Here is a 21,201-nt window from a genome sequence, read left to right as displayed (position 1 = left end):
TTACTGCTCCTCGACAATCCGCCAGGATTGGCGTCCAGTGCTACCAGGATCAGCAAAAACCGGTACACAAGTTAGGCCGGTGCAAAGATCAAAGCTACCATCTGGATTTTGTGTGCCTGTGATACCACCTTCGCCATCCTGTTTGCGACCAGAGATGATGTCATTCTCTTTGCCGGGCGTTGTGAAGCGCAGATCAAACGCATGATGCTGGGTCTTGCCGCCTGTAGCCGGGTTGATGGCATAGGTCCAGTTACTAGATCCGTCTGCACAGGGGTCGTCATTGGGAACGAGCGATTGGAAGAACAGGGTACGCCCTAAGGTCACCATATCCTCGATGACCATTTCGCCATCCAGCGTGCTGCCTACTTTCAGGTCAAGTGCCCAGCCAAGTTTCCCGGAGCTCCAGACCACCGCGTCATCACTAATCGTTCTGACTTCCGAGGTTGTCGAGCCAACAAGGCTTTTGGCCGTGGATTCCAAAAGGATGCGTTGCTCAACCAGCTGGCTACGGGTGATGCTGAGTGACTTACCGCTAGCGTCGAGGTCTTCTTCAGTGAGTCGGGTGTTTTTATCCCAGATTCCATAAACGGTTTGAGCAATCGAGCGGTCACCTTGTGTGTCACCGGTCTCGAAGTACTTGCCTGTACCAAATACCAGCAGGTGGCCTTGACCTGTTGGGTGCCGGACAAGAGAGGGCGGAGCTGTAATGGGCTGAGGTTTCGAGCCTGTGCTGCTACGTGTTGTGAACATGGGCTTTTCGGCATACGCAACCTTGTATGCGCCCGAGGTGCTATGCAGATCAAAGCGCCAGAGATTGCCCTGCAAGTCACCGGCATAGGCGAACTCGGCAATACCGTCGCCGTTGAAGTCGGACAGCTTGGGCGTCGACAGACCGTTGGCTACTCCTGCAGTACCTGCAACTTCCAGGCCTTTGTCATTTGCCGTCAGCATGGCACCGGTGACTGCATTCAAGACAAACAAGGCGGCTTTACCATTAGTGTGACTGGCTGCATCGTAGCCGTTGCCGAACACCACGGCCCAGTTACCGGTGGCCAGGCGGGCAACCGTCGGCTTGGAGAAGCTATAGCCCATTTTCACAGCATCAGTGCCGGTTATTTTGCTGTCGTTAAACTCCCACAAAAGCTTCTCGCTGCCCGGTGTCGTAATGTCCAGGGCAAAAACACTCTTTCCACCGGCGCGCAATGTACCCACTAGAATGGTTCGCCAGTTATTTCCGTCATATACGTCGGCAATGACAGGTGAGCCATCAACATAGAACTCATGGGTATATTTTTTACCCGTGTATTTGCTGAGTTTTGGGTAAACAGCAGTGGGAATGAACGCAAACTCTTCAGCACCAGTGTCGGCGTTGAATCCATGCAGCATGCCATCGTTGCCGCCTACATAAACCATGGCTTTGCGATTCTTCACTGATTCAGCAAAGGTAGTGTATTTCGTGTTGTTTTCCAGTCGGTTGCCAAAACTTGGCAGATAGCGCGCGCCGCGAACAACCGCGGGGCTGGATGCATACAAACTACCCAGTACGCTAGTGCGGGTACGGAACGTGGTGCCTTCAAGGGAGCGGTCACCGCGTAGGTAATCCAGACGTGCACTTCCCAGTGTGTCCGTGGTGCTGGCATCCAGCTCTTCCGGATTGCGACTCAGATAAAATGCCAAACTGTTGGGGGTGCTGACACTTCCAGCATTGGCCCATGTGAAGTCTTGCAGGCCAGACGAGCCGCTGCTTGCAATTTTAATGTTGCGTGAGCCGGCGGCAGGTATCTTGTCTTTAGCTTGCCAGCGCTCCCCGGATGACTCAGTTTTATCGTTATTCGCTTTGTTATATTCGACTTTTTTGTCTTTACGGATCAGGTTGCCAGCCCAGTTTTCTTCACTTGAGTAGGAGGTTTGATAAAAAGAAGTCGTGACGCTATAACCGTCTGAGCTTTCGTCCGCCACCTGGCCAGAGTTTGTAGCAGGTTTGGCGGCTACCGACTTGCGCGCAGCAATCCGATCAATAATATCGTTGAAGGCTTGTACCATGCTTTGTGGTGAATCAACACTGAAGAATTCACCGCGCGAATTGATTGCCGCATGCCATAGGTCGTAGACATTATTATCCGAGCTCGAAGATGCTTTAGGCCAGTTCTGTGTTCCATTTTTGAGCGCTTCATAACCTGCACCACTAAAAGTGCTGCCTTCCCATTCCCGTCCTGATTGCTGTAGGGAGTTGGTCAGGCCGAGACCCATCATATAATTGGTCATGTGTTGCCAAGTGGCAGGGTTGTTGCGCGGGTCCCAATATGTTTCGTCGTCAGTTTTTCCGGTGAACGGTGTGTAGGGTTTCAATTTGTTAGCGAGTCCGCTGTTCAAGTCGGTCGCCCAATAATGCATGGCGATATCGGCTAGCGTAGCGTTAGTGGCGTCTTTGTAGGGAGTCAGAGTATTAGTATATTTTTTGCCATCAGGGAGTGCGATTTCTGCGCTGTTGTCATGATTTGTTGGATTTGCAAATTCATCGTCACTGTTCCACATGCCGTCTGTCATGACGATTTGATAGCTTGGGCGGCAAGCGTAGGTGTTTGCTGAATTATTTTCAGCAGGTTTGTCAGGGGTCTTTTGCCAGGCTTTGTCAGTGCTTAAAAAATCGCCGGCGCGAGTCATCGCTGAACGAAGTGGTGTGCCTTTGGGGTCATTGAACTTTGTTTTATTTTGCAGCCAGTCAATGAAATTTTTGCGTTGTGTGTTGTCATATGTGCGAAAGGTGCTTGTTCCGCAGTTGGTAGTTGATGTATCGAGGCTTTTGCAGTGAATAAGACTTTGCCAAGTCAAACGCGAGGAAGAGGAGAATTTCATGAAGGCCAAGCTGGCGGATGACAAGGTGGCAAGTGCCCTGGTCCTGTAAAAAGAATACCAGATGGCAAAGTTCTCTCGCTCGTCGGTGAGAATGGTTTTGTCAGGCTTGATGGCCGTGCCTGATGTTGAGGAAACAAAAACTAGTCTATAGCAGTTTTCATCGTCTTTTTTTAAGGCGTCGCAGTTGGTTAGAGTGTTGTCGCGTACGTAGTAGTATGCGGGTACACCTTTATTTTTAAGGCTTGCAGTGTAATAGTCGTCTGATCTATCACAATCTGGAGTGATAGCTGTTAGTGTTGGGGGTGAAGTTACCTCGCAAGTGTAACGGTTGCCGCGTGTTCCTCTGGTTATCTTGAATGTAATGCCTGCAGGTGTTGTGATTTCTCTTGCAGTGTTATTTGTAGTTATGGCTGTTGTTGCGGAAAAGTCAATGGCTGGGTTTTCTGCTAATACGTTATTTGTCCCTCCGGAGTTGATATTGCCAGTATTCCCGCGGCCTGTGGTTTGGGTGTCTTTGACATAGTTCCAGTTTGGTTGATAGTCGTTGCTGAGGTTGGCCCAGTCTATGCCAGAGTTCTTTTCTGGAGAGTAGCCATCATAAAAAGCTTTGCTAAACGAGGTTGTTAATTCTGTCTCGTTGCCGTTGCTGTCGACTTTTGCCGGCTTTTTATAAATGGTGTTTGGGTTGTAGTATAAAGCGTTGAAGTGGGAAGATAGTGCGTGTCGTTTATTTTGACTTCCCTTAATGCTATCGGGCACGTAAGCAGCATTCATACTGGTTGAGTCATCAAAAGTGAAGATGACATTAGGCGGTACACTGGTGGTCAGGCTGAGCGGGCTTTGTGATACGGAGGCTTGGGCATCAAGTGTGGCGACAAGCAGGCTTGTAGTGAACAATGCGCTGCTCAGTGTTTTCAGCGGAAATGCCGGGGTGATACGCTTCATTTTTTAATCCCCTTTATTTGTTAAGGCCAAGTGAGATGACAGCATTCGTCGACTGGCTGGCTAGTTTGTCATTGGCTTGTGCGGTGATCAGGTAAAAGTAAGTACCTTCGCCAGTCAGCGCGGCTCCGTACTCGGGATTGATTTGATCAATCAAAGTGGTATTCCAATAGGCTTTTGCGGACAAGCTGGAGTTGGCTTTATGGTCTGTGCCGCGGTAAGGCATCCAGTACACGCGGTCGTTGTTGGAGGCGGCATCAGTGTCTGAGCCTTTCCAGTTGAAGCTAGTGACAATCGCTTTGAGTGGATTGTTGACCATGGCCGTGAGGAAAGTGCTTTTGTTCGCACTGGCAAGAATGCACGGTTTATTGGCAAACGCTCGGTATGCGTTGTTTTTCATGCAGTTTTCGTTGCGGGGCTCAATCTTGTCGATGACATTGACAGTCGTATCGAAGCGTTTCTCGGCTTCACGTAGTGCCGCTTCGGTTGCATTGATCAAGTGCAGGCTCTCTGCCCGGTTAGCAGTCATGCGGCCTTCCAGGGTGACTTCGCGCATGTTACTTACCGTCAGTACAGTGATAACTGCCAGCAACACCAGAGCAATCAGCAAAGCAGCGCCATTTTGATTTTTGGGTGTGCTGGAGATCATGGCATTTGATTCCTTAAGGTGAAAGTGTTGCTGGCTATCTGGAATATCTGCCCTTTATCACCTGCTGTTAAGCGCGCAAGCTCTGCCGTGGTGGTATCGGTTTTCCAATTGGTGAGCGCAATGCTGTCTGTTGATGAACGTACATTATTGCCGCTGGCCATGAGGGCTGAGTAGTTAACTTGCATGATGCGCTTTTCTTTAGCCTGGTTATCATTAATGGCTACCAGTGTGTCTACTTGGCGATCTGCGCTCATGGATATGCCGAAGTTAAAGCGGAAGTCGGCAATTCCAGTGACTATTTCTGCGCTGCGATTGTCCACTTGGCACGTGAGTGTGCCGTTCAGGTCGTTGGCAGCGTTATAGCGTAAAATCATGACTATATGGCTGCCGCTTGACTCAAAGGGCGACGCTCCGGCTGAGAGTGTTGGGGTGCTTCCGGTGCAGTCCAGTTCGTTGGCAAGCAAGGGGTAGTAACGTATGCAAATGCCAGTGTGATCCTTTGTCGGGACGATCGATTGCTCGCTCTTGAATACACAGCCTGTATCGCCGCCAACTGTTTCCGCAGGAAATGCTACGACCGGATCTTGCAGTGGTGAGCGTCTGAAGCCAGCTTTGTTAATGTATTGGCTCAGAAGTAAGTCAAGGAAGCGCAGATTTTCCTGGTTCGCTGCCTGAGTTTGTTGGAAAAGATAATTTCTTTTATTGTCGATGTATATTTGTGTGATCCCCAAGATCAGGAAGCTGCTGATGGCTAAGGCGATTAGTAATTCGATCATGGATAAACCATGTTCTTTTGAATTAATCATGTGGCTCATAATTCCACCCTGGTGCGATAAATGCAGGTGCTGTCATTGGGGGCGCGGTCGTCCGGGCAGGTTCCCTTCTTACTTGCCCAAGCCAGTTGAATCTCAATGATTGAGCCTTTCCCGTCGCACGTAGGCGTTTTAGTTGCGCTGGGGGTTGAGCTTTGGCAAATATAAAAGCCATCCTTGATCAGATTGGCTGCATTAGGTAATCGGCTTTTTACTTTTTCCAGCCAGCAGTCTCGTTGCTGTTGTGGGCTGCTGGGGGTGTTGCAGGCTCGGGCACTTAGTGTGGCAGGTGCGGGTGAGAAGTCACTGCCTGCTTTTTTCAAAAGCATGGAGCTGCTTTTGATGTCGTAATTAAAGTCCTTGCTCTTGTTGAAGAGTTGGTTGGGGTTGCTGCGCATTAGCTCGATAAGCTGGCTGGTGAGTTCAATCGCTGAATTGGTGTTTGCAGATTCTGCGGTGTACTGAATGCTGCGGCTTTGCAGGGCGACCATGCCAAGGATGCCCAGCGTGGTGAGCAGCAGGGTGACCAGTACTTCAATGAGGCTGAAGCCTTTTGACCTGTTCAAGGGCATCTCCTTATTCACATTTAGCCAGCGCGGTGCCGCTGTTGTCTGACTTGCCGCGCGGGAACAGCGCTGCGCTGCCGTTTGCGGCGATGCTGGTCAGGTAGCCGGTGCTGGCGTCCTTGTTGCGGCATACGGTAATCAGGGCGCCCACGTTGGCAGTGCCATTGGGGCGGTAGAGCAGTTGGTTAATGGCGGTTCCGCCTGCATTGGTGAGGACGAGTTTTGCGATGCTGCTATCGACTTCCAGGTTGCGCAGGGTATTGGCGTCGTCCGGGCATTTATTGCTGCCGGGGGCTGCGCTGGCGAAGCAGACTTTCCAGAGTGCGCTGTTCAGTGCGTCGATCTTGATGGCTCTGCGCTGGGTAACCGCTTCACTGCGTGCGAAGACCAGAAAACTTTTAAGTTCTTCCGCCTTGGCCTGGAGCTGATTGTTGCGGGTCAGCTGGGTGAAGCTGGGTATGGCGATGAAGGCCATGATGGCCAGCAGGGCCAGGGTAATCATCAGCTCCACCAGGGTGAACCCGCGACTGTGGGATGGACGAGACATGCGCTGCTCCGATCGGTCTTGTGAGTGAATCATGGCCGCCGGGGGCAGGTTTGTCTGCCTGCTCAGGATGTGCGGTGGCTTGCTAAGGATAACCGGCATCTGCGTGCCATAAAGCGTGCGCTGTCGCACCTTTGCCGGGTGCCGTGGCGATCTGCTTTAGAGGCAGCGGCTGCTTTCCTGGCGGTTTTCCTCGGCGCTGGCTCGGCGTATTCTGCCCTGCCGGTTGATGACCAGTTGCTGGGTGATTTGACGGTCGGCGCAAATGAAAAAGCGCCCATTGCTCAGTGGGCTGGTGCCGTTGCTGTGAAAACGGATATGCCCGGTGAAGCCTGCCCAGCGCAGGCGGTTTTGCCCTGCATAAGGTGCACTCCAGCTCAGCGGCTGTTGCTCAAGGCTTTGTAGTAGCCAGGGCAGGTTCCAGTCACTTTGGCAGTTTTTTCCATCGCTGCTGGGGCATAGCAGCAGGCTTCGGCGTTGTTGTACGGCCTGGCTGCGCGCATGGTTGAGCAGTGTCAGTAGTTCTTCCGTGGCGGCTTCATCGCGGGCGTTTTGTCTGAGCTGAGCCAGCGCAGGCACGGCCAGGTGGGCGAGGATGCTGAGCAGCAGGAGCGTCGTGAGCAGTTCTACCAGGGTGAACCCGCGGGGGCGATGGTTGGGCATGGCAAGACATCCGTGTAATGGCTGGGAGCGCGAAATCCGTTCGCGCTCGTTGGGTATAGACCAGGCCGTGAGCCTGTAAAGCGTTGACGGGGAGGTGCTGTGGGCAAGGTGATTGTGGTGGGGGCTGGGGCTATCGGGCTGCTGATGGCGCGCCAGCTGGCGGATGCTGGTCGGCAGGTGCTGTTGCTGGAGCAGGGGCGTAGTGGTGGTGAGGCGTCTTGGGCGGGTGGCGGGATCGTCTCGCCGCTGTATCCCTGGCGCTATAGCCCGGCGGTATCGGCGTTGGCGCATTGGTCTCAGGACTTCTATCCACAGTTGGCACAGTCCTTGGCTGAGGAGACTGGCATCGACCCGCAATTGCACGTGACCGGGCTGTACTGGCTGGACCTGCCCAACGAACAGCGTGCGCTGGCTTGGGCAGAGGAGCAGCAGCGGGAGCTGCGTGCGCTACCGATCAGCCAGGTGCGTGCTGTGTTGCCAGCGCTGGGCGCCGGCTTTAGCCGGGCCTTGTACATGCCGGGTGTGGCGAATATCCGCAATCCGCGCTTGTTGCAGGCGCTGCGTGCCAGCCTGGCGCTGCGCCCGGCGGTTACCCTGCTGGAGCACTGTGCAGTGCAGGGTTTTCTGACCGAGCAGGGTCGTGTGGTGGGGGTGCGCAGTACGCAGGGCGAGTATCGGGCGGATCAGGTGGTGGTGGCTGCCGGCGCCTGGAGTGGCGACTTGCTGCGTGATATGGGCCTGCAATTGCCGGTCGAGCCGGTCAAGGGACAGATGATTCTCTACCGCTGCGCTGAGGATTTTCTGCCGGCGATGGTCCTTGCCGATGGACGCTATGCGATTCCGCGTCGCGATGGCCATGTACTGGTCGGCAGCACCCTGGAATACCAGGGGTACGACAAAACCCCTACCGACGAGGCGCTGCACAGCCTGGAAGCTTCTGCTCAGGCATTGTTGCCGGAGCTGGCACATGCCGAGCGGGTCGGGCACTGGGCGGGATTGCGGCCGGGTTCACCGAATGGCGTGCCATACATTGGCGAGGTGCCGGAGTGGCCGGGCTTGTGGCTCAACTGCGGGCATTTCCGTAATGGCCTGGTGCTGGCGCCAGCCTCATGCCGGTTGCTCTGCGATCTGTTGCTGGCGCGTACGCCGATCATTGATCCGCAGCCCTACAGACCACAGGCACTACGTGGCTAGCCGGGGGGGCCGCACCTGCCGGGGCGGCAGGTGCGGGAGGCGCTTGCTACACCTTGTCGCTGGCAGCCTGGATGGCGGTGAGGGCGATGGTGAAGACGATGTCGTCGACCAGCGCGCCGCGTGACAGGTCGTTGACCGGCTTGCGCAGGCCCTGCAGCATCGGGCCGACGCTGATCACGTTGGCACTGCGCTGCACCGCCTTGTAGGTGGTGTTGCCGGTGTTCAGGTCGGGGAACACGAACACCGTGGCGCGACCGGCGACCGGGCTGTTGGGGGCCTTTTGCCGGCCGACGCTGTCGATGGCCGCAGCGTCGTACTGCAGCGGACCATCGATGAGCAGTTGCGGGTTGCGTTCGCGGGCGATGCGCGTAGCGCTGCGTACTTTCTCGACCTCTTCACCGCTGCCTGAGTCGCCGGTGGAGTAGCTGATCATCGCGACCCGCGGGGGGATGCCGAAGGCTTCGGCCGAGGCGGCGCTCTGCAGGGCGATTTCCGCCAGCTCTTCGGCATTCGGGTCCGGGTTGACTGCGCAATCGCCGTAGACCACTACTTCGTCGGGCAGCAGCATGAAGAACACCGAGGACACCAGGCGGTAGCCGGGGGCGGTCTTGATCAGTTGCAGGGCCGGGCGGATGGTGTTGGCGGTAGTGTGGATGGCGCCGGAGACCAGGCCGTCGACTTCATCCAGGGCGAGCATCATGGTGCCCAGTACCACGCTGTCTTCCAGTTGGGCGGCGGCCATGGGCGCGTTCAGCCCCTTGCCCTTGCGCAGCTCGACCATCGGCTCGACGTAGCGCTCGCGAATCTGCTCGGGGTCGAGGATTTCCAGCCCGGCGGGCAACTCGATGCCCTGTGCCTGGGCCACCGCATGCACGTCCTCGGGTTTGGCCAGCAATACGCAACGGGCAATACCGCGCGCCTGGCAGATGGCCGCGGCCTGGATGGTACGTGGCTCGCTGCCTTCCGGCAGGACGATGCGCTTGTTGGCCTGCTGGGCGCGCTGCACCAGCTGGAAGCGAAACGCGGGTGGCGACAGGCGCAGCTCGCGCAGGGTGCCGCAACGGGTGCGCAAGGCGTCGTGATCGAGGTGTTCGGCGACGAAGTCCGTGACCTTCTCGGCGCGCTCGCGGTCATCCACCGGAATTTCCTTGTTCATCCGGTTGAGGTTGGTGGCCGTGTCGTAGGAGCCGGTCTGCACGCTGAGTACCGGCAGGCCGGCGTTCAGCGCGCCCTGGCACAATTCGAGGATGCGCGGGTCGGGTGGGAAATCGCTGCACAGCAGGAGACCGGCGAGCGGTACGCCGCTCATGGTGGCCAGGCTGGCGGCGAGGATGATGTCGTCGCGGTCGCCGGGGGTGACGACCAGCACGCCGGGCTTGAGCAGTTGCACGGTATTGGGCACGGCGCGTGCGCAGAGCACGATTTTCTGTACTCGACGCTGCTCCATTTCCCCGGCACTGATGATCTGCGCGCCGAGCAGGTCGGCGACATCGCGCACGCGCGGGGCATTCAGTTCTTCCTGCCAGGGGATGCAGCCGAGCAGGCGGAAATGCTGGTTGCGAAACAGCGACGAGTGGCTCTGCAGGCGCTCGCCGAGATCGGCTTCGCGCACCTTGTTGAGGATCACCCCAAGCATTTTCGGGTCCTTGGGGCCACCGAACAGCTGGGCCTGGATCTCGATGCGGTCGGACAGTTCGCGCAGGGTTTCCTGTTCCGGGGCGCTGACCAGGATCACTTCGGCATCCAGGCACTTGGCCAGGTGGAAGTTCAGGCGAGCGGCGTAACTGGCATGCCGGGTCGGCACCATGCCTTCGACCACCACCACGTCAGCGCCGGCGGCAGCCTGCTGGAAACCGCTGACGATTTCTTCGAGCAACTCGTCGAGGTGGCCTTCGCCGAGCATGTGCTCGACCTTGGGCAACGGCTGGGGGGCTGGCGGGGTCAGGCCGTGGGTGCGCGCGATCAGCTCGGTGGAGCGCTCCGGCCCGGCATCGCCAGGGTGGGGTTGGGCAATCGGCTTGTAGAAGCCGACTTTCAGGCCGTTCTGTTCCAGGGCGCGAACCAGGCCCAGGCTGATGGAGGTCAGGCCGACACCGAAGCCGGTGGGGGCGAGGAAAAAGGTATGCATGGGCACTCCTATCGGGGGCTGTGCCGCCGGCGGCGGCACAGTGACTGTCAGGCTGGCAACAGGGCCAGGGTATCCAGGGCGATCTGGCGTTCTTCGTTGGTGGGTACGACCAGTACGCGCGGGTGGCCGGCGGCCTGGATGGCGCCTTCCTGGCCGCGGATGCACTGCGCGTTGGCGGTTTCGTCCAAAGCCAGGTTGAGCAGGCGCAGGTGGGCGACGGTGCGGCTGCGGATCAATGGCGAGTTCTCGCCGATGCCGCCGGTGAAGATCAGCCCATCCAGGCGCGGCAGGGCACAGCCCATGGCGGCCAGCGATTTGGCCAGACGGTAGCAGAACACCTCGATGGCCAGCGTGGCGCCGGCATGCCCCTGCTCGCGGGCCTCTTCCAGCGCGCGCATGTCGTTGGACAGCCCGGAGAGACCGAGCAGGCCGCTTTCCTTATTCAACATCTGGTCGATCTGCTCCAGGCTCCAGCCCAGGGTGCGGGCCAGGTGACCGTGCAGGTTGGGGTCGACATCGCCGCTGCGCGTGCCCATCACCAGGCCTTCCAACGGGGTCAGGCCCATGCTGGTGTCCTGGCTGTGGCCGTTGACCACGGCGGCCGTGGAGCAACCATTGCCCAGGTGGGCGGTGAGCCAGCAGCTGGCCTGGTAGTCCAGCTGACACAGTTCGCTGGCGCGCTGGCTGACGAAGCGGTGGCTGGTACCGTGGAAACCGTAGCGGCGCACGCCGTGCTGGCGATACAGGGCTTCCGGCACGGCATAGCGATAGGCATGTTCCGGCATGCTCTGGTGGAAGGCCGTGTCGAATACGGCGACTTGCGGCAGTTGCGGGAACAGCTTGAGTGCCGCTTCGATACCCTGCAGGTTGGCAGGGTTGTGCAGGGGAGCGAGGGCCGCCGTGGCGGCAATCGCCTGCAGCGCGGCCTGGTCGATCAGGCAGGCACTGGTGAAGTGTTCGCCGCCATGCACGACGCGGTGGCCGATACCGTGCAGTTGTCCGCCGGCAGCTTTTTCAGCCAGCGGCAGGATGCGGCTCAGGGCTTGGCGGTGGTCGGCACCCTGGATCAGTTCGCTGCGCTTGCCTTCGGCATTTTTCCAGTGCAGCTCGGCTTGCGGCGAACCCAGGCGCTCGGCCAGGCCGGACAGGGTGAAATGAGGTTGCGCTTCATTGATCAGGGCGAACTTGATCGACGAGCTGCCGCAGTTGATCACCAGGATATTGCGTGCAGACATTGGGGAATCCTTAGCTTGAATACGTATAAACCTGTGTACAGGGTGCCAATTGACTGACCGACTGCACTATAGCGGGCTGGCCTGATGACTACTGTGCCTTGCCTGGTGTTGCAGGCACAACCAGACGCCCGCCAGGCTTGGGCGAGGGCAGGGTAGTCACGGGGTTCGCGGGGCAGCGGACAGAATCACGTAAAGAATTATTGATCTGTGTCTGTCAGGTGCTGGCGCGGGGCAGTCAGGCGTTATGTATTGTTATGCTGCCTGCCGGGCGCGGGTAAGCGCTAGCCGTCATCGGGCGCCATAGCGGCCTCTGTACGTAGCAGTGCGATTATCCTGCACTGTTGCCGGACAAGCATGCCGGATGACCGAAGATGTCGCCCTGACGATAATCAAGCGTTTCATCGGCGGGGAGCGGGGCGGGTCGCTTTCGCCGCGAGGCAGGGTTAAACTGCGTGGCCTATTCATTTTTTGCCGAAGGTTTTCAGCATGCAGATCGCCGCCAACAAGGCCGTTTCCATCGATTACACCCTGACCAACGATGCCGGTGAGGTGATCGACAGCTCTGCCGGTGGTGCGCCGCTGGTCTACCTGCATGGCTGCCGCAACATCATCGTCGGCCTGGAAAAGGCCCTCGAAGGCAAGCAGGCCGGTGATGAACTGACTGTGACCATCGAACCCGAAGAAGCCTACGGCGAGTACAGCGTTGAGCTGGTAGCGACGCTCAACCGCAGCATGTTCGAAGGCGTAGACCAGCTGGAAGTGGGCATGCAGTTCCACGCGTCCGGCCCGGACGGTGGCATGCAGATCGTCACCATCCGTGATATCGAAGGTGATGATGTCACCGTCGATGGCAATCACCCGCTGGCCGGCCAGCGCCTGACCTTCCAGGTCAAGGTGGTCAAGGTGCGTGATGCCGAAGCCGAAGAAATCGCCCATGGTCATATTCATGGTGAAGGTGGTCACCACCACTGATGTTCCCGGTTTGCCGGGCCGTCGCAGACGGCTCGCACTTGCCGACAGGCGCCGTGCCGACCAGACTCAGGCCTGACCATGACAGGCGCAGAGCAGGTGGTTCAGGCGCCTTTGCTGTCTGTGTACCCTGTTACAGGAGTGTGCCATGAGCGCTATCCATGACCTCACGCTGAACGACCTGACTGGCCAGCCGTTGCCGTTGGCACCTTATGCCGGGCAGTTGTTGCTGGTGGTCAATGTGGCTTCCGAATGTGGCCTGACCCCGCAATATGCCGGCCTTGAACAGCTCTACCAGCAGTACCGGGCGCGCGGCCTGACCGTACTGGGTGTACCTTGCAACCAGTTTGCCGGCCAGGAGCCGGGCACGCCGGAGCAGATTCTGCAGTTCTGCCTGCACAATTATGGCGTCAGTTTCCCGCTGACCGCCAAGCTGGAAGTCAATGGCCAGGATCGCCACCCGCTGTATCGCCTGCTGGCTGGCGAAGGTGCGGATTTCCCAGGCGACATCAGCTGGAACTTCGAGAAGTTCCTGGTGGCCGGCGATGGTCGGGTGCTGGCGCGCTTTGCGCCGCGAACTGCACCGGATGATCCGGCACTGTTGCAGGCCATCGACAACGCCCTGGGCTGATTGCGCCCAGGGCTGTCCTGGCGCCTGAGGGCAGATGCGCCAAGCTCAAGGTCGTTTTGCCGCATCGCTTGCCTGTTCGGCGGGCGGGCGGCTAAATCGGCGGCATTGCCCTGACGAGACTGCCGCATGTCGCCTGAACACCCCGCCACACCCCAAGCCTTGCGCGCGCTGATCGAGCAGCGCCGTGCGGTACGTCGTTTCACGGCCGAGCCGGTGCCGGATGCGGTAATCCGCGATTGCCTGGAACTGGCCATTCTGGCACCCAATTCCTGCAACCTGCAGCCCTGGAGCTTCCAGGTGATTCGCGATGAACAGCTGCTGCAGCGCCTGCGCTCGGTGTGCATGGGCCAGCAGGCGGCCAAGGCGCCGCTGATCATCGTGGTCCTGGCGCGTCCGGACTGCTGGCGTGACAGTTGCGAGCAGATCATCGCGCAGTGGCCGGAACCCGAGGTGCCGGCGCCTATCCGGCATTTCTACAGCAAGACCGCACCCTTCCAGTACAACCAGGGCTGGCTGGGCTGGCGCGGCCTGCTCAAACGTCAGCTGGTGCGTGTGCTGGGCTGGCGTCGCGCATTGATGCGCACGCCCAACAGCCACGCTCAGATGCGTCTGTGGGCGGTCAAGTCCACGGCACTGGCGGCCGAGAACCTCATGCTGGCGTTGCAGAGCCATGGCTACTGCAGCTGCCCGCTGGAAGGTTTCGACGAGGTACGTCTGCGCCGTGTTCTGGAGATTCCCCGCGCTGCCGTGCCGGTGATGCTGCTGGCAGTTGGCAAGCCGGGAGAGCGGGCGGTATACAACCCGCGCCTGCGCTTTCCCCTGGAGCAGCGCGTGGAGTGGCACTGATTGCAACGGCCTGCCAAGGCCCGGGGGCCGCTTGTCGCATGGCGGATGATCAGCGCAATCAATAGTGCTGGGAAGGGCGAGACGACCGGTCATATGCTTGGCCCATGAACAGCCGAATCCGACTCGACAAGCGTGACCTGATCCTCAGCAAAGGCGCTGCGGTGATGACCCGTCGTGGTTACCACGGTACCGGGGTGCAGGAGATCGTCCAGGCCGCGGGGATTCCCAAGGGCAGCTTCTACCATTACTTCGCGAGTAAGGAAGACTTTGCCCTGCAGGCGCTCGAGCAGGTCTATCGACCACGCCTGCAGCGCTATGCCGCCGCCCTGGACGATCCGCAGCGTTCGCCACGGGCGCGCATCCTGGGCTATTACCGTGAGCTGCTGGCGCATTTTGCGCGCCAGGAAAAACTCGAATACCACTGTTTCATTGGCAGCCTGAGCTTTGAGATGAGCGAGCATGTGCCGGCCATCGGCGCGCAGGTCGCGGCCATCCATGGTGAATCGGCGCACCTGTTGGCTGCCTGCCTGCGCGAGGCGCAGGCCTGTGGCGAGCTGCCGGCCGACGAGGACTGTGCCAACCTGGCCGCCTTCATCAGTTGTGCCTGGCAGGGCGTGCTCGGCCAGCTCAAGGTCGGCCGTGACCTGGCCCCTCTGGAACAGTTTGTGTCACGTCTGGAGCGGCTGCTGGCCGCCTGACTTTTTTGCCGTAAAACCGAGACGACCGGTCAGTTGGCCGGCCACAGGAGACTCCATGAACAATGCCGCACACGCACTCTTCCAACCCTTCCGCCTGGGCAATCTGGAGCTGCCGACCCGCGTGGTCATGGCACCGATGACCCGTTCCTTCTCGCCGGGCGGCGTGCCGAATGCCGGTGTGGTGGAGTACTACCGTCGCCGCGCCGCTGCCGGTGTCGGGCTGATCGTCACAGAAGGCACCACCATCAATCACAAGGCGGCCAACGGTTATCCGAACGTGCCGCGCTTCTACGGCGAGGACGCTCTGGCCGGCTGGAAGCAGGTGGTCGATGCGGTGCACGCGGCAGGCGGCAAGATCGTCCCGCAGCTGTGGCATGTTGGCAATGTGCGCAAGCTGGGCACTGAGCCGGATGCCAGCGTGCCGGGCTACGGGCCGATGGAGAAGCTCAAGGATGGCCAGGTGGTGGTGCATGGCATGACCCAGGCGGATATCGACGAAGTGGTTGCGGCCTACGCACAGGCTGCACGTGACGCCCAGGCCATCGGCATGGATGGTGTGGAACTGCATGGTGCGCATGGCTACCTGATCGACCAGTTCTTCTGGGAAGGCAGCAACCAGCGCAGCGATGGTTACGGTGGCAGCCTGGCCAACCGTTCGCGCTTTGCCATCGAGGTGATCAAGGCTGTGCGTGCAGCGGTTGGTCCGGACTTCCCGATCATCTTCCGCTTCTCGCAGTGGAAGCAGCAGGACTACACCGCGCGCCTGGTGCAGACCCCGGAAGAGCTGGCAGCCTTCCTCAAGCCGCTCAGCGACGCAGGCGTGGACATCTTCCACTGCTCCACCCGCCGCTTCTGGGAGCCGGAGTTCGAGGGCTCGGACCTCAACCTGGCCGGCTGGACCCGCCAGCTGACCGGCAAGCCGACCATCACCGTCGGCAGCGTGGGTCTGGATGGCGAGTTCCTGCAGTTCATGGTGAAGACCGACAAGGTGGCCAAGCCGGCCAGCCTGGAGAACCTGCTGGAGCGTCTGAATCGCCAGGAGTTCGACCTGGTGGCGGTGGGGCGTGCCCTGCTGGTGGATGCCGACTGGGCGCTGAAGGTGCGCGAGGGGCGCGAGCAGGACATCCTGCCGTTCAGTCGCGAGGCGCTGATGTCGCTCGACTGAGTGTGCCGGCGGCAGGTCGCTGAGCGACCTGCCGTGTGTTCAGGGTGTTTTGCGTCGCCTGGCGCAGCAACGCCTCGAACTGCTCGACGATCTGTGGCCAGCCGCACTGGCTGGCCTCGCGGCGTGCATTAAGGCGCATGCGCCTGCGGCTTTCGCCGTCGTCCAGCAGCCAGCCGGCGGCCTCGATAAAGCCCCGCTCATCGCCTGGCATGGCCAGCACACCGTTGTAACCATGGCGGATGTACTGGGCGGCGGCTGCCTGGTCATAGGCAATGACCGCCAGGCCCGAGGCCAGCGCTTCGAGCACGACGTTGCCGAAGGTTTCCGACAGGCTGGGGAAGACGAACAGGTCGGCCGAGGCATAATGCCTGGCCAGTTCCTCGCCCTGCTTGACCCCGCAAAACACCGCCTGCGGCCATTGCCGTCGCCACTGTCCGGCCTGTGGGCCGTCACCCACCACGACCAGTCGCAAACGCCGTTGCCCGGCGTGTTGCTGCAGGCTGGCAAAGGTGCGGCCAAGCAGCGCCAGGTTCTTTTCCGCGGCCAGCCGGCCGACATACAGTACGACCAGTTCGTCTTCCGCGACGCCCCATTGCTGGCGCAGGCTGTGGCAACGCCGTGCCGGATGAAACAGCTGGGCATCCACGCCGCGCCCGAGCAGGTGCAGGTTATGGAAGCCACGGCGGGTCAGTTCGGTGTGCTGGAATGGACTGGGCACCAGGGTGGCCTGGCAGCGTTCATGGAAACAGCGCAGGTAGTGCATCAGCAGACGTTCCAGCAGACCCAGGCCGTAGTGGTCGAGGTACTGCTGGAAGTTGGTGTGGTAGCCACTGACCACGGGGATCTGTAACTGGCGGGCGGCCTGCAGGGCTGACCAGCCCAGCGGGCCTTCGGTGGCGATGTAGAGCACATCCGGGCGTACCCGTCGCCACTGGCGCAGCAGCTTGCCGCGTGCACTATGTCCCCACTGCAAGCCTGGGTAGCCGGGTAGCGGCCAGCCACGGGTCAGCAACAGGTTGCGGTCGGCGCAGGCCGCTTCTCCGGGTTGGCGCGGACGTACCAGTTGCAGGTGATGGCCGCGTGCCTGCAGCCCCCGGTAGAGCTGCTGCAGGGTGTGAGCCACGCCGTTGACCTGCGGAGCAAATGTCTCGCTGACCAGGGCGATATGAAGAGAGGTATCAGGCATGCCGGCAGTCTGCAGGCCCGGCATTGCCTGTTGATGACAGGCGAGTTACCGCCCGGTGACGCGTTCTACGCCGCCTTCGCGGACCCAGAACAGGGTGGCGCCGGCCACCGCCACGGGCATGACCAGGATATTTGCGAAGGGCACCAGCAAAGCCAGGTACACCGTGCCGCCGAATCCCAGACTTTGCCAGCGTTTCTCACGCAGCCAGGCGAGCATGTCCGGCCAGGACAGCTTGTTGTTGTCCGCCGGGTAGTCGACGTACTGGATGGCCAGCATCCATACGCCAAACAGCAGCCAGAGGGGGATGGCGATCAGGTTGATCAGCGGAATGAAGGTCAGCAGCAGCAGGGGAATGGCGCGGGGCAGGAAGTAGGCCAGCTTGCGCAATTCACGACCGACCGTGCGCGGCACCATGGCGGCGAGTTCCTGCAGGCTGAACGGCGGGAAGTCGTCGCGTCCGCGCAGTACCACTTCGATCTTTTCGGCGAGAAAGCCGTTGAACGGCGCGGCGATCAGGTTGGCAAGCAGGCTGAAGGTGAAGAATACCGTCAGTAGCATCAGCACCACGAACAAGGGCCAGAGCAGCCAGTCCAGCCAGCTCAGCCAGTCCGGTACGCTGCTCATCAGTTGCGCCAGGGTGTCATTGAACAGTTGCAGCGCGAAGACGATCAAGCCGCCAAAGACCAGCAGGTTGACCAGCAGTGGGAGAATCACGAACAACCGCAGGCCGGGGCGCAGCAGCAGTGGCAGTGCTTCACGGAAATAGCTGAATCCTTGGGCGACGGGCGAGTGCATGAAGAGGCTCCAGGGAAAACGGAGAGCAGACCTTACTGGCTTTGCCCCTCCTCGAAAAGCCTGGGGCCGTTGTACAGACATGCGCTGTTACGCTGTTTCTTGGCTTGGTACATGGCCTGGTCAGCGGCGCGGATCAGCGACTCGCTGTCCTCTGCGTGTTCGGGGGAAACGGCAATGCCGATGCTGCAGGTGATGTAGTCAACCGGATGGCCATTGAGCTGGAAAGGCGCGGCCAGCTCCTGCAGCAGGCGTGCCGCCAGACGTTGTGCTGCGTTGGCCGGGGTGTCTGGCAGCAGCAGGGTGAATTCGTCGCCGCCCAGTCGGTAGATCTGGTCGGGCCCGCGCACGACCTTGCGCATGCGTTCGGCAATCCCTTGCAGCAGCAGGTCGCCACAGTCATGACCGAGACTGTCATTGACCTCCTTGAAGCGGTCCAGGTCCAGGTAGAGCAGGGCCAGGGGCTGGGCGCGGCGTACGCTGTCGCCGAGCAGGTGTTGCAGCTGTTCGGCAAAGGCCTTGCGATTGCCCAGCTGGGTCAGCGGGTCGCGATAGGCCATATCGAGCAGGCGGTTCTGGTAGTCCAGTTGTGCGCTGACGTCGCGCAGGATGCCGTTGTAGCCCAGCAGGCGGCCGCGGTTGTCGCGCAGTACCGAGACATGCGTATCAAGGTGGCCGCCGCTGCCGTCGGGGCGGCGGAACGGCGCGGAGAAGTGACTGCTGCCGGCCTGCAGGCGCTCCTTGAACAGGTTGCGGGCGCGCAGCGTATCGGCTTCGCCGAGCAGTTCGCTGTAGGAGCGGCCGAGCAGCATTTCCACGGGTAGCCCCAGCAGACGCGCCAGTGCCGGGTTGGCGTCCACCACCTGGCCCTTGCGATTGAGCTCGAAGTAACCGTCCTCGATGTGCTGAAGGATCAGTTTGTCGCGGCTTTCGCTGCGCGACAGGCGTTCCAGCATGCCGTTGAGTTCCTGGCTCAGCTGGCCGATCTCGTCATGTCCCTGGTCGCTCAGGCGTGGCAGGTACTGGCTACCATCGATGCCACTGATTTCCAGGTTGAGTCTTGCCAGGCGGCGCAGCACCCAATACTCGAAGACAGCAAAGGCCAGCGCCGAAGACAGCAGAATGATCAACAGGGTGGCGCCGAAAAACAGGTTGATGGTCTGCTGGCCCTGCAGGTAGTTGGGGCGCTCGCGTTCCAGGTGAAAGGTCAGCCCAGGCTGGCCCTGGCGATCGAGCAGGGTCAACTCGCTGTACTGGTGTTGTTCGTCGAGGCGCCGCGGGCCGAGCAAGGCATGGCTGGTCAGGGCGTTGTAGCTCACTTCGAGCTGCTGCTGGGCGCTGCTGTGCAACTCTTCGCTACTCAGGTGGAAGCGTGCGATGACCTGATTTTGCTGGGCACTGAGCAGTTCGCGGGTGAAGTAACTGCCCATCACCAGCATGCCGCGCGACTCGCCCTGCGCGCTGGACGGCAGGATCGGCGTGGCTGAAACCAGCAGGGCCAGGTTGACCTGGCTGAGGGTTTCTACGCGGCCATTGCGACTGCCCGGGTCTGCCAGGTTCAGACCGCGTTCACGCAGCAGGGCCAGGGTCTGTTCCTTGAGCTCCTGGGCGCTGGCCGGTGGCTGGGTGTGGAAGATCTGCAGGCTGGCCATCTCCGGCATGCGCCAACGCTGGCCGAGCAGGCGACCTTGCGGGTCGTAGAACAGGATGAAGTGCAGGCGCAGGTTATCCAGGGCCTGTTCATCCAGGTTGCTGCGGATAAAGGCCTGGTTGCCGTCCTGGATAAACGCATAGCTGTCGTCCCACCAGGCCCAGTCCTGGCCGATGGCCCGGTAGTGGAGCATTTCCTGGTGCCACTGGCGGTGCAGTTTGTGCGCGGTTTCTGCCAACTGCATGGCGTCCAGTTGATCGAAACGCTGCAACAGCAGGTTTTGGCTCAGCCACCAGATCCCCGTCAGGCTGGCCAGGGTCAGCAAGGCATAGTGGATGAGCAGACGCAAACGTATGGGCATGCCGGCACTCGCAGTGGATACGCTTGTCCAGTATAGGCAGTTGGCGGTGCTGGCGACTTGATATGAATCGCCTTTGTCTGCACGGGTTGGCCGCTGGCTGGTAAGCCGTTGCCGTGGCAGAGCCGGTATACTGCGCGCCGCTGATTTTTTCCCTTGCTATGGGTTTGCCATGCGTAACGATGCCCTTGATGAACTGGACGATATTCCCAGCCTGACGGCTGGCCGCGACGAGCGCGAGCCCCTGGCTGCAGTGACTGCTGAAGCGCAGCCGCGCACGCTGCAGGTGGCGCCACGTGCGGCCAGTCAGGGACCGCTGTGGGCGCTGCTCGGCGCCATGGGCATCGCCCTGGGTGGCCTGGCCTGGTGGAGCATGCAGCAGCAGAGCCTGTTGGCTCAGCAGCTGGTGGCGACCCAGGAAAGCTTTGCGCGGATCAGCGAAGAGGCGGCTGGGCGCATCCAGGATATTTCCGGTCAGGTGGTTGCCACCGAGTCGAGCGTACTGAGTGACAGCGAAGCGCTGAAGTTGCGGGTCAAGCAGTTGGAGGAGCGCCTCGCCGCGCTGCAGGCGGAGCAGCGCAAGGCACAGGCTGAACGCCAGCAGCAGGCGAGTCGCCAGGCGGCGCTGGATAAGCGTGTGGAACAGTTGCTGGCCGAACAGAAACGCCAGTTTGAGGTGCTGGATGGGCGTTTGGCCAAGCTGGGCGAACTGCCGGGGCGCCAGGCTGAGCAGGACAAGCGCCTGGCTGCTGTGCAGGAAGCCCAGCAGGGCTTGCGCAAGCAACAGGACAAGCTGGCCGCTGAGCTGGCTGGGCTGGCCAAGCGCAGTGATCCGAGTGCGGCGCTGGGACGTGTCGAGCAGGAATTGCTGGTGCTGCGCAGCCAGCTGGACAACCAGGCACCGAGCAGTACCGCCGAGTTCGATGCCTTCCGCGCCCAGGTCACCCGCAATATCAATGCACTGCAGGCGCAGATGCAGACCCTGCAGCAGCAGCTCAATGCGCGCTGATCAGGCGTATACGCGCTGGCCGCGATAGATGCGTACGGTCGTCCCGCTGGGTGGCAGCGTTGTGCTGCTGGCCGGCGGCGGGCTGCTGGGGCGGCTGGGCGGCTCGACAGGCAGGCTGTGCCCGCTCAGTTGCGCCAGCTGGCGACCTAGCGCGCGGGTTTCTGTGGAGCGTGAGGCGTGACAGGCCTGCAGCATGCGGGGCAGGGCGTCACTGTGGCTGAGGCGAATGTCTTCGCCGGTTTCCGCGCGCAGGCGCCGGCGCAGGGTCTGCATGCAATCCAGTACGGCCTTGTTCAGTTCCATGTGT

General features: G+C 60.3%; 19 protein-coding genes. 7 read left to right on the top strand and 12 right to left on the bottom strand.

Translation table 11 applies throughout. The features are described from left to right. The 6 genes from CFY91_RS04335 to CFY91_RS04310 form a co-directional block, all read right to left on the bottom strand. On the bottom strand, positions 1-3,801 hold the full coding sequence (locus tag CFY91_RS04335) for a pilus assembly protein (protein WP_093985115.1): 3,801 nt from the start codon (positions 3,799-3,801) through the stop codon (positions 1-3). A 13-nt stretch (positions 3,802-3,814) separates the two neighbouring features. Continuing rightward, entirely contained in the window at positions 3,815-4,447 is a 633-nt protein-coding gene (locus CFY91_RS04330) for a PilX N-terminal domain-containing pilus assembly protein (protein WP_093985114.1), read from the bottom strand. After that, complete coding sequence (locus CFY91_RS04325) at positions 4,444-5,262, bottom strand: prepilin-type N-terminal cleavage/methylation domain-containing protein (RefSeq protein WP_093985231.1); 819 nt, start codon at positions 5,260-5,262, stop codon at positions 4,444-4,446. Before CFY91_RS04325 ends, CFY91_RS04330 begins: the two co-directional genes overlap by 4 nt. Further along, complete coding sequence (gene pilV, locus CFY91_RS04320) at positions 5,259-5,831, bottom strand: type IV pilus modification protein PilV (protein WP_308809871.1); 573 nt, start codon at positions 5,829-5,831, stop codon at positions 5,259-5,261. The genes CFY91_RS04325 and pilV overlap by 4 nt, the downstream gene beginning before the upstream one ends. A gap of 4 nt (positions 5,832-5,835) precedes the next feature. Then, positions 5,836-6,372 (bottom strand): GspH/FimT family pseudopilin, encoded by a 537-nt coding sequence (locus tag CFY91_RS04315; protein WP_093985113.1) that lies wholly within the window; start codon positions 6,370-6,372, stop codon positions 5,836-5,838. 156 nt (positions 6,373-6,528) lie between these two features. After that, the gene (locus CFY91_RS04310) at positions 6,529-7,032 is read right to left on the bottom strand and encodes a GspH/FimT family protein (RefSeq protein WP_093985229.1); all 504 of its coding nucleotides are present in this window, start codon (positions 7,030-7,032) and stop codon (positions 6,529-6,531) included. A gap of 99 nt (positions 7,033-7,131) precedes the next feature. Here CFY91_RS04310 and thiO point away from each other — a divergent pair, with 99 nt between their 5' ends. Next, positions 7,132-8,226 carry a glycine oxidase ThiO gene (gene thiO, locus CFY91_RS04305; protein ID WP_093985112.1) on the top strand — a complete coding sequence of 365 codons (1,095 nt, stop codon included), beginning with the start codon at positions 7,132-7,134 and terminating at the stop codon, positions 8,224-8,226. A gap of 46 nt (positions 8,227-8,272) precedes the next feature. Here the strand turns inward: thiO and pta are convergent, their stop codons facing one another. Beyond that, entirely contained in the window at positions 8,273-10,354 is a 2,082-nt protein-coding gene (pta, locus tag CFY91_RS04300) for a phosphate acetyltransferase (RefSeq protein ID WP_093985111.1), read from the bottom strand. A gap of 47 nt (positions 10,355-10,401) precedes the next feature. Next, complete coding sequence (locus tag CFY91_RS04295) at positions 10,402-11,589, bottom strand: acetate kinase (RefSeq protein WP_093985110.1); 1,188 nt, start codon at positions 11,587-11,589, stop codon at positions 10,402-10,404. Positions 11,590-12,075: 486 nt separating this feature from the next. Between CFY91_RS04295 and CFY91_RS04290 the strand changes: the two genes are divergently transcribed. The 5 genes from CFY91_RS04290 (at position 12,076) to CFY91_RS04270 (ending at position 15,898) form a co-directional block, all read left to right on the top strand. After that, entirely contained in the window at positions 12,076-12,561 is a 486-nt protein-coding gene (locus tag CFY91_RS04290; RefSeq protein ID WP_093985109.1) for an FKBP-type peptidyl-prolyl cis-trans isomerase, read from the top strand. Between the two features lie 145 nt (positions 12,562-12,706). Beyond that, complete coding sequence (locus CFY91_RS04285) at positions 12,707-13,189, top strand: glutathione peroxidase (protein WP_093985108.1); 483 nt, start codon at positions 12,707-12,709, stop codon at positions 13,187-13,189. 126 nt (positions 13,190-13,315) lie between these two features. After that, entirely contained in the window at positions 13,316-14,035 is a 720-nt protein-coding gene (locus tag CFY91_RS04280; RefSeq protein ID WP_093985107.1) for a nitroreductase family protein, read from the top strand. 104 nt (positions 14,036-14,139) lie between these two features. Next, the gene (locus CFY91_RS04275) at positions 14,140-14,733 is read left to right on the top strand and encodes a TetR/AcrR family transcriptional regulator (RefSeq protein ID WP_093985106.1); all 594 of its coding nucleotides are present in this window, start codon (positions 14,140-14,142) and stop codon (positions 14,731-14,733) included. Between the two features lie 55 nt (positions 14,734-14,788). Further along, positions 14,789-15,898, top strand: coding sequence for an NADH:flavin oxidoreductase (locus CFY91_RS04270; protein ID WP_093985105.1), 1,110 nt, complete (start codon positions 14,789-14,791; stop codon positions 15,896-15,898). Here the strand turns inward: CFY91_RS04270 and CFY91_RS04265 are convergent. The 3 genes from CFY91_RS04265 to CFY91_RS04255 are packed head-to-tail and all read right to left on the bottom strand — an operon-like array spanning position 15,867 to position 19,888. Next, positions 15,867-17,084 (bottom strand): glycosyltransferase family 4 protein, encoded by a 1,218-nt coding sequence (locus tag CFY91_RS04265; RefSeq protein ID WP_093985228.1) that lies wholly within the window; start codon positions 17,082-17,084, stop codon positions 15,867-15,869. The genes CFY91_RS04270 and CFY91_RS04265 overlap by 32 nt on opposite strands. A 45-nt stretch (positions 17,085-17,129) precedes the next feature. Continuing rightward, the gene (gene cysZ, locus CFY91_RS04260; RefSeq protein WP_093985104.1) at positions 17,130-17,879 is read right to left on the bottom strand and encodes a sulfate transporter CysZ; all 750 of its coding nucleotides are present in this window, start codon (positions 17,877-17,879) and stop codon (positions 17,130-17,132) included. A gap of 32 nt (positions 17,880-17,911) precedes the next feature. Next, on the bottom strand, positions 17,912-19,888 hold the full coding sequence (locus CFY91_RS04255) for a sensor domain-containing diguanylate cyclase (protein WP_093985103.1): 1,977 nt from the start codon (positions 19,886-19,888) through the stop codon (positions 17,912-17,914). A 169-nt stretch (positions 19,889-20,057) separates the two neighbouring features. Between CFY91_RS04255 and CFY91_RS04250 the strand changes: the two genes are divergently transcribed. After that, positions 20,058-20,894 carry an ATPase gene (locus tag CFY91_RS04250; protein WP_093985102.1) on the top strand — a complete coding sequence of 279 codons (837 nt, stop codon included), beginning with the start codon at positions 20,058-20,060 and terminating at the stop codon, positions 20,892-20,894. Here the strand turns inward: CFY91_RS04250 and CFY91_RS04245 are convergent, their stop codons facing one another. Further along, positions 20,895-21,197: a hypothetical protein gene (locus CFY91_RS04245; RefSeq protein ID WP_093985101.1), complete on the bottom strand. Its 303-nt coding sequence runs from the start codon at positions 21,195-21,197 to the stop codon at positions 20,895-20,897. Between the last annotated feature and the right edge of the window lie 4 nt (positions 21,198-21,201).

This window comes from Pseudomonas fluvialis, from assembly GCF_002234375.1.
In the GTDB taxonomy this organism is placed as follows: domain Bacteria; phylum Pseudomonadota; class Gammaproteobacteria; order Pseudomonadales; family Pseudomonadaceae; genus Aquipseudomonas; species Aquipseudomonas fluvialis.
The sequence above is the reverse complement of the archived record's forward strand: the minus strand, read 5'-3'. Positions and strand labels throughout refer to the sequence as shown.

Coding starts and splice junctions, on each gene's coding strand:
- CFY91_RS04270 (WP_093985105.1), top strand. CDS start 14,789: ATGAACAATGCCGCACACGCACTCTTCCAACCCTTCCGCCTGGGCAAT.
- cysZ (WP_093985104.1), bottom strand. CDS start 17,879: ATGCACTCGCCCGTCGCCCAAGGATTCAGCTATTTCCGTGAAGCACTG.
- pilV (WP_308809871.1), bottom strand. CDS start 5,831: ATGCCCTTGAACAGGTCAAAAGGCTTCAGCCTCATTGAAGTACTGGTC.
- CFY91_RS04330 (WP_093985114.1), bottom strand. CDS start 4,447: ATGATCTCCAGCACACCCAAAAATCAAAATGGCGCTGCTTTGCTGATT.
- CFY91_RS04280 (WP_093985107.1), top strand. CDS start 13,316: ATGTCGCCTGAACACCCCGCCACACCCCAAGCCTTGCGCGCGCTGATC.
- CFY91_RS04325 (WP_093985231.1), bottom strand. CDS start 5,262: ATGAGCCACATGATTAATTCAAAAGAACATGGTTTATCCATGATCGAA.
- CFY91_RS04315 (WP_093985113.1), bottom strand. CDS start 6,372: ATGTCTCGTCCATCCCACAGTCGCGGGTTCACCCTGGTGGAGCTGATG.
- CFY91_RS04255 (WP_093985103.1), bottom strand. CDS start 19,888: ATGCCCATACGTTTGCGTCTGCTCATCCACTATGCCTTGCTGACCCTG.
- CFY91_RS04335 (WP_093985115.1), bottom strand. CDS start 3,801: ATGAAGCGTATCACCCCGGCATTTCCGCTGAAAACACTGAGCAGCGCA.
- CFY91_RS04250 (WP_093985102.1), top strand. CDS start 20,058: ATGCGTAACGATGCCCTTGATGAACTGGACGATATTCCCAGCCTGACG.
- CFY91_RS04245 (WP_093985101.1), bottom strand. CDS start 21,197: ATGGAACTGAACAAGGCCGTACTGGATTGCATGCAGACCCTGCGCCGG.
- pta (WP_093985111.1), bottom strand. CDS start 10,354: ATGCATACCTTTTTCCTCGCCCCCACCGGCTTCGGTGTCGGCCTGACC.
- CFY91_RS04275 (WP_093985106.1), top strand. CDS start 14,140: ATGAACAGCCGAATCCGACTCGACAAGCGTGACCTGATCCTCAGCAAA.
- CFY91_RS04265 (WP_093985228.1), bottom strand. CDS start 17,084: ATGCCTGATACCTCTCTTCATATCGCCCTGGTCAGCGAGACATTTGCT.
- CFY91_RS04310 (WP_093985229.1), bottom strand. CDS start 7,032: ATGCCCAACCATCGCCCCCGCGGGTTCACCCTGGTAGAACTGCTCACG.
- CFY91_RS04290 (WP_093985109.1), top strand. CDS start 12,076: ATGCAGATCGCCGCCAACAAGGCCGTTTCCATCGATTACACCCTGACC.
- CFY91_RS04295 (WP_093985110.1), bottom strand. CDS start 11,589: ATGTCTGCACGCAATATCCTGGTGATCAACTGCGGCAGCTCGTCGATC.
- CFY91_RS04285 (WP_093985108.1), top strand. CDS start 12,707: ATGAGCGCTATCCATGACCTCACGCTGAACGACCTGACTGGCCAGCCG.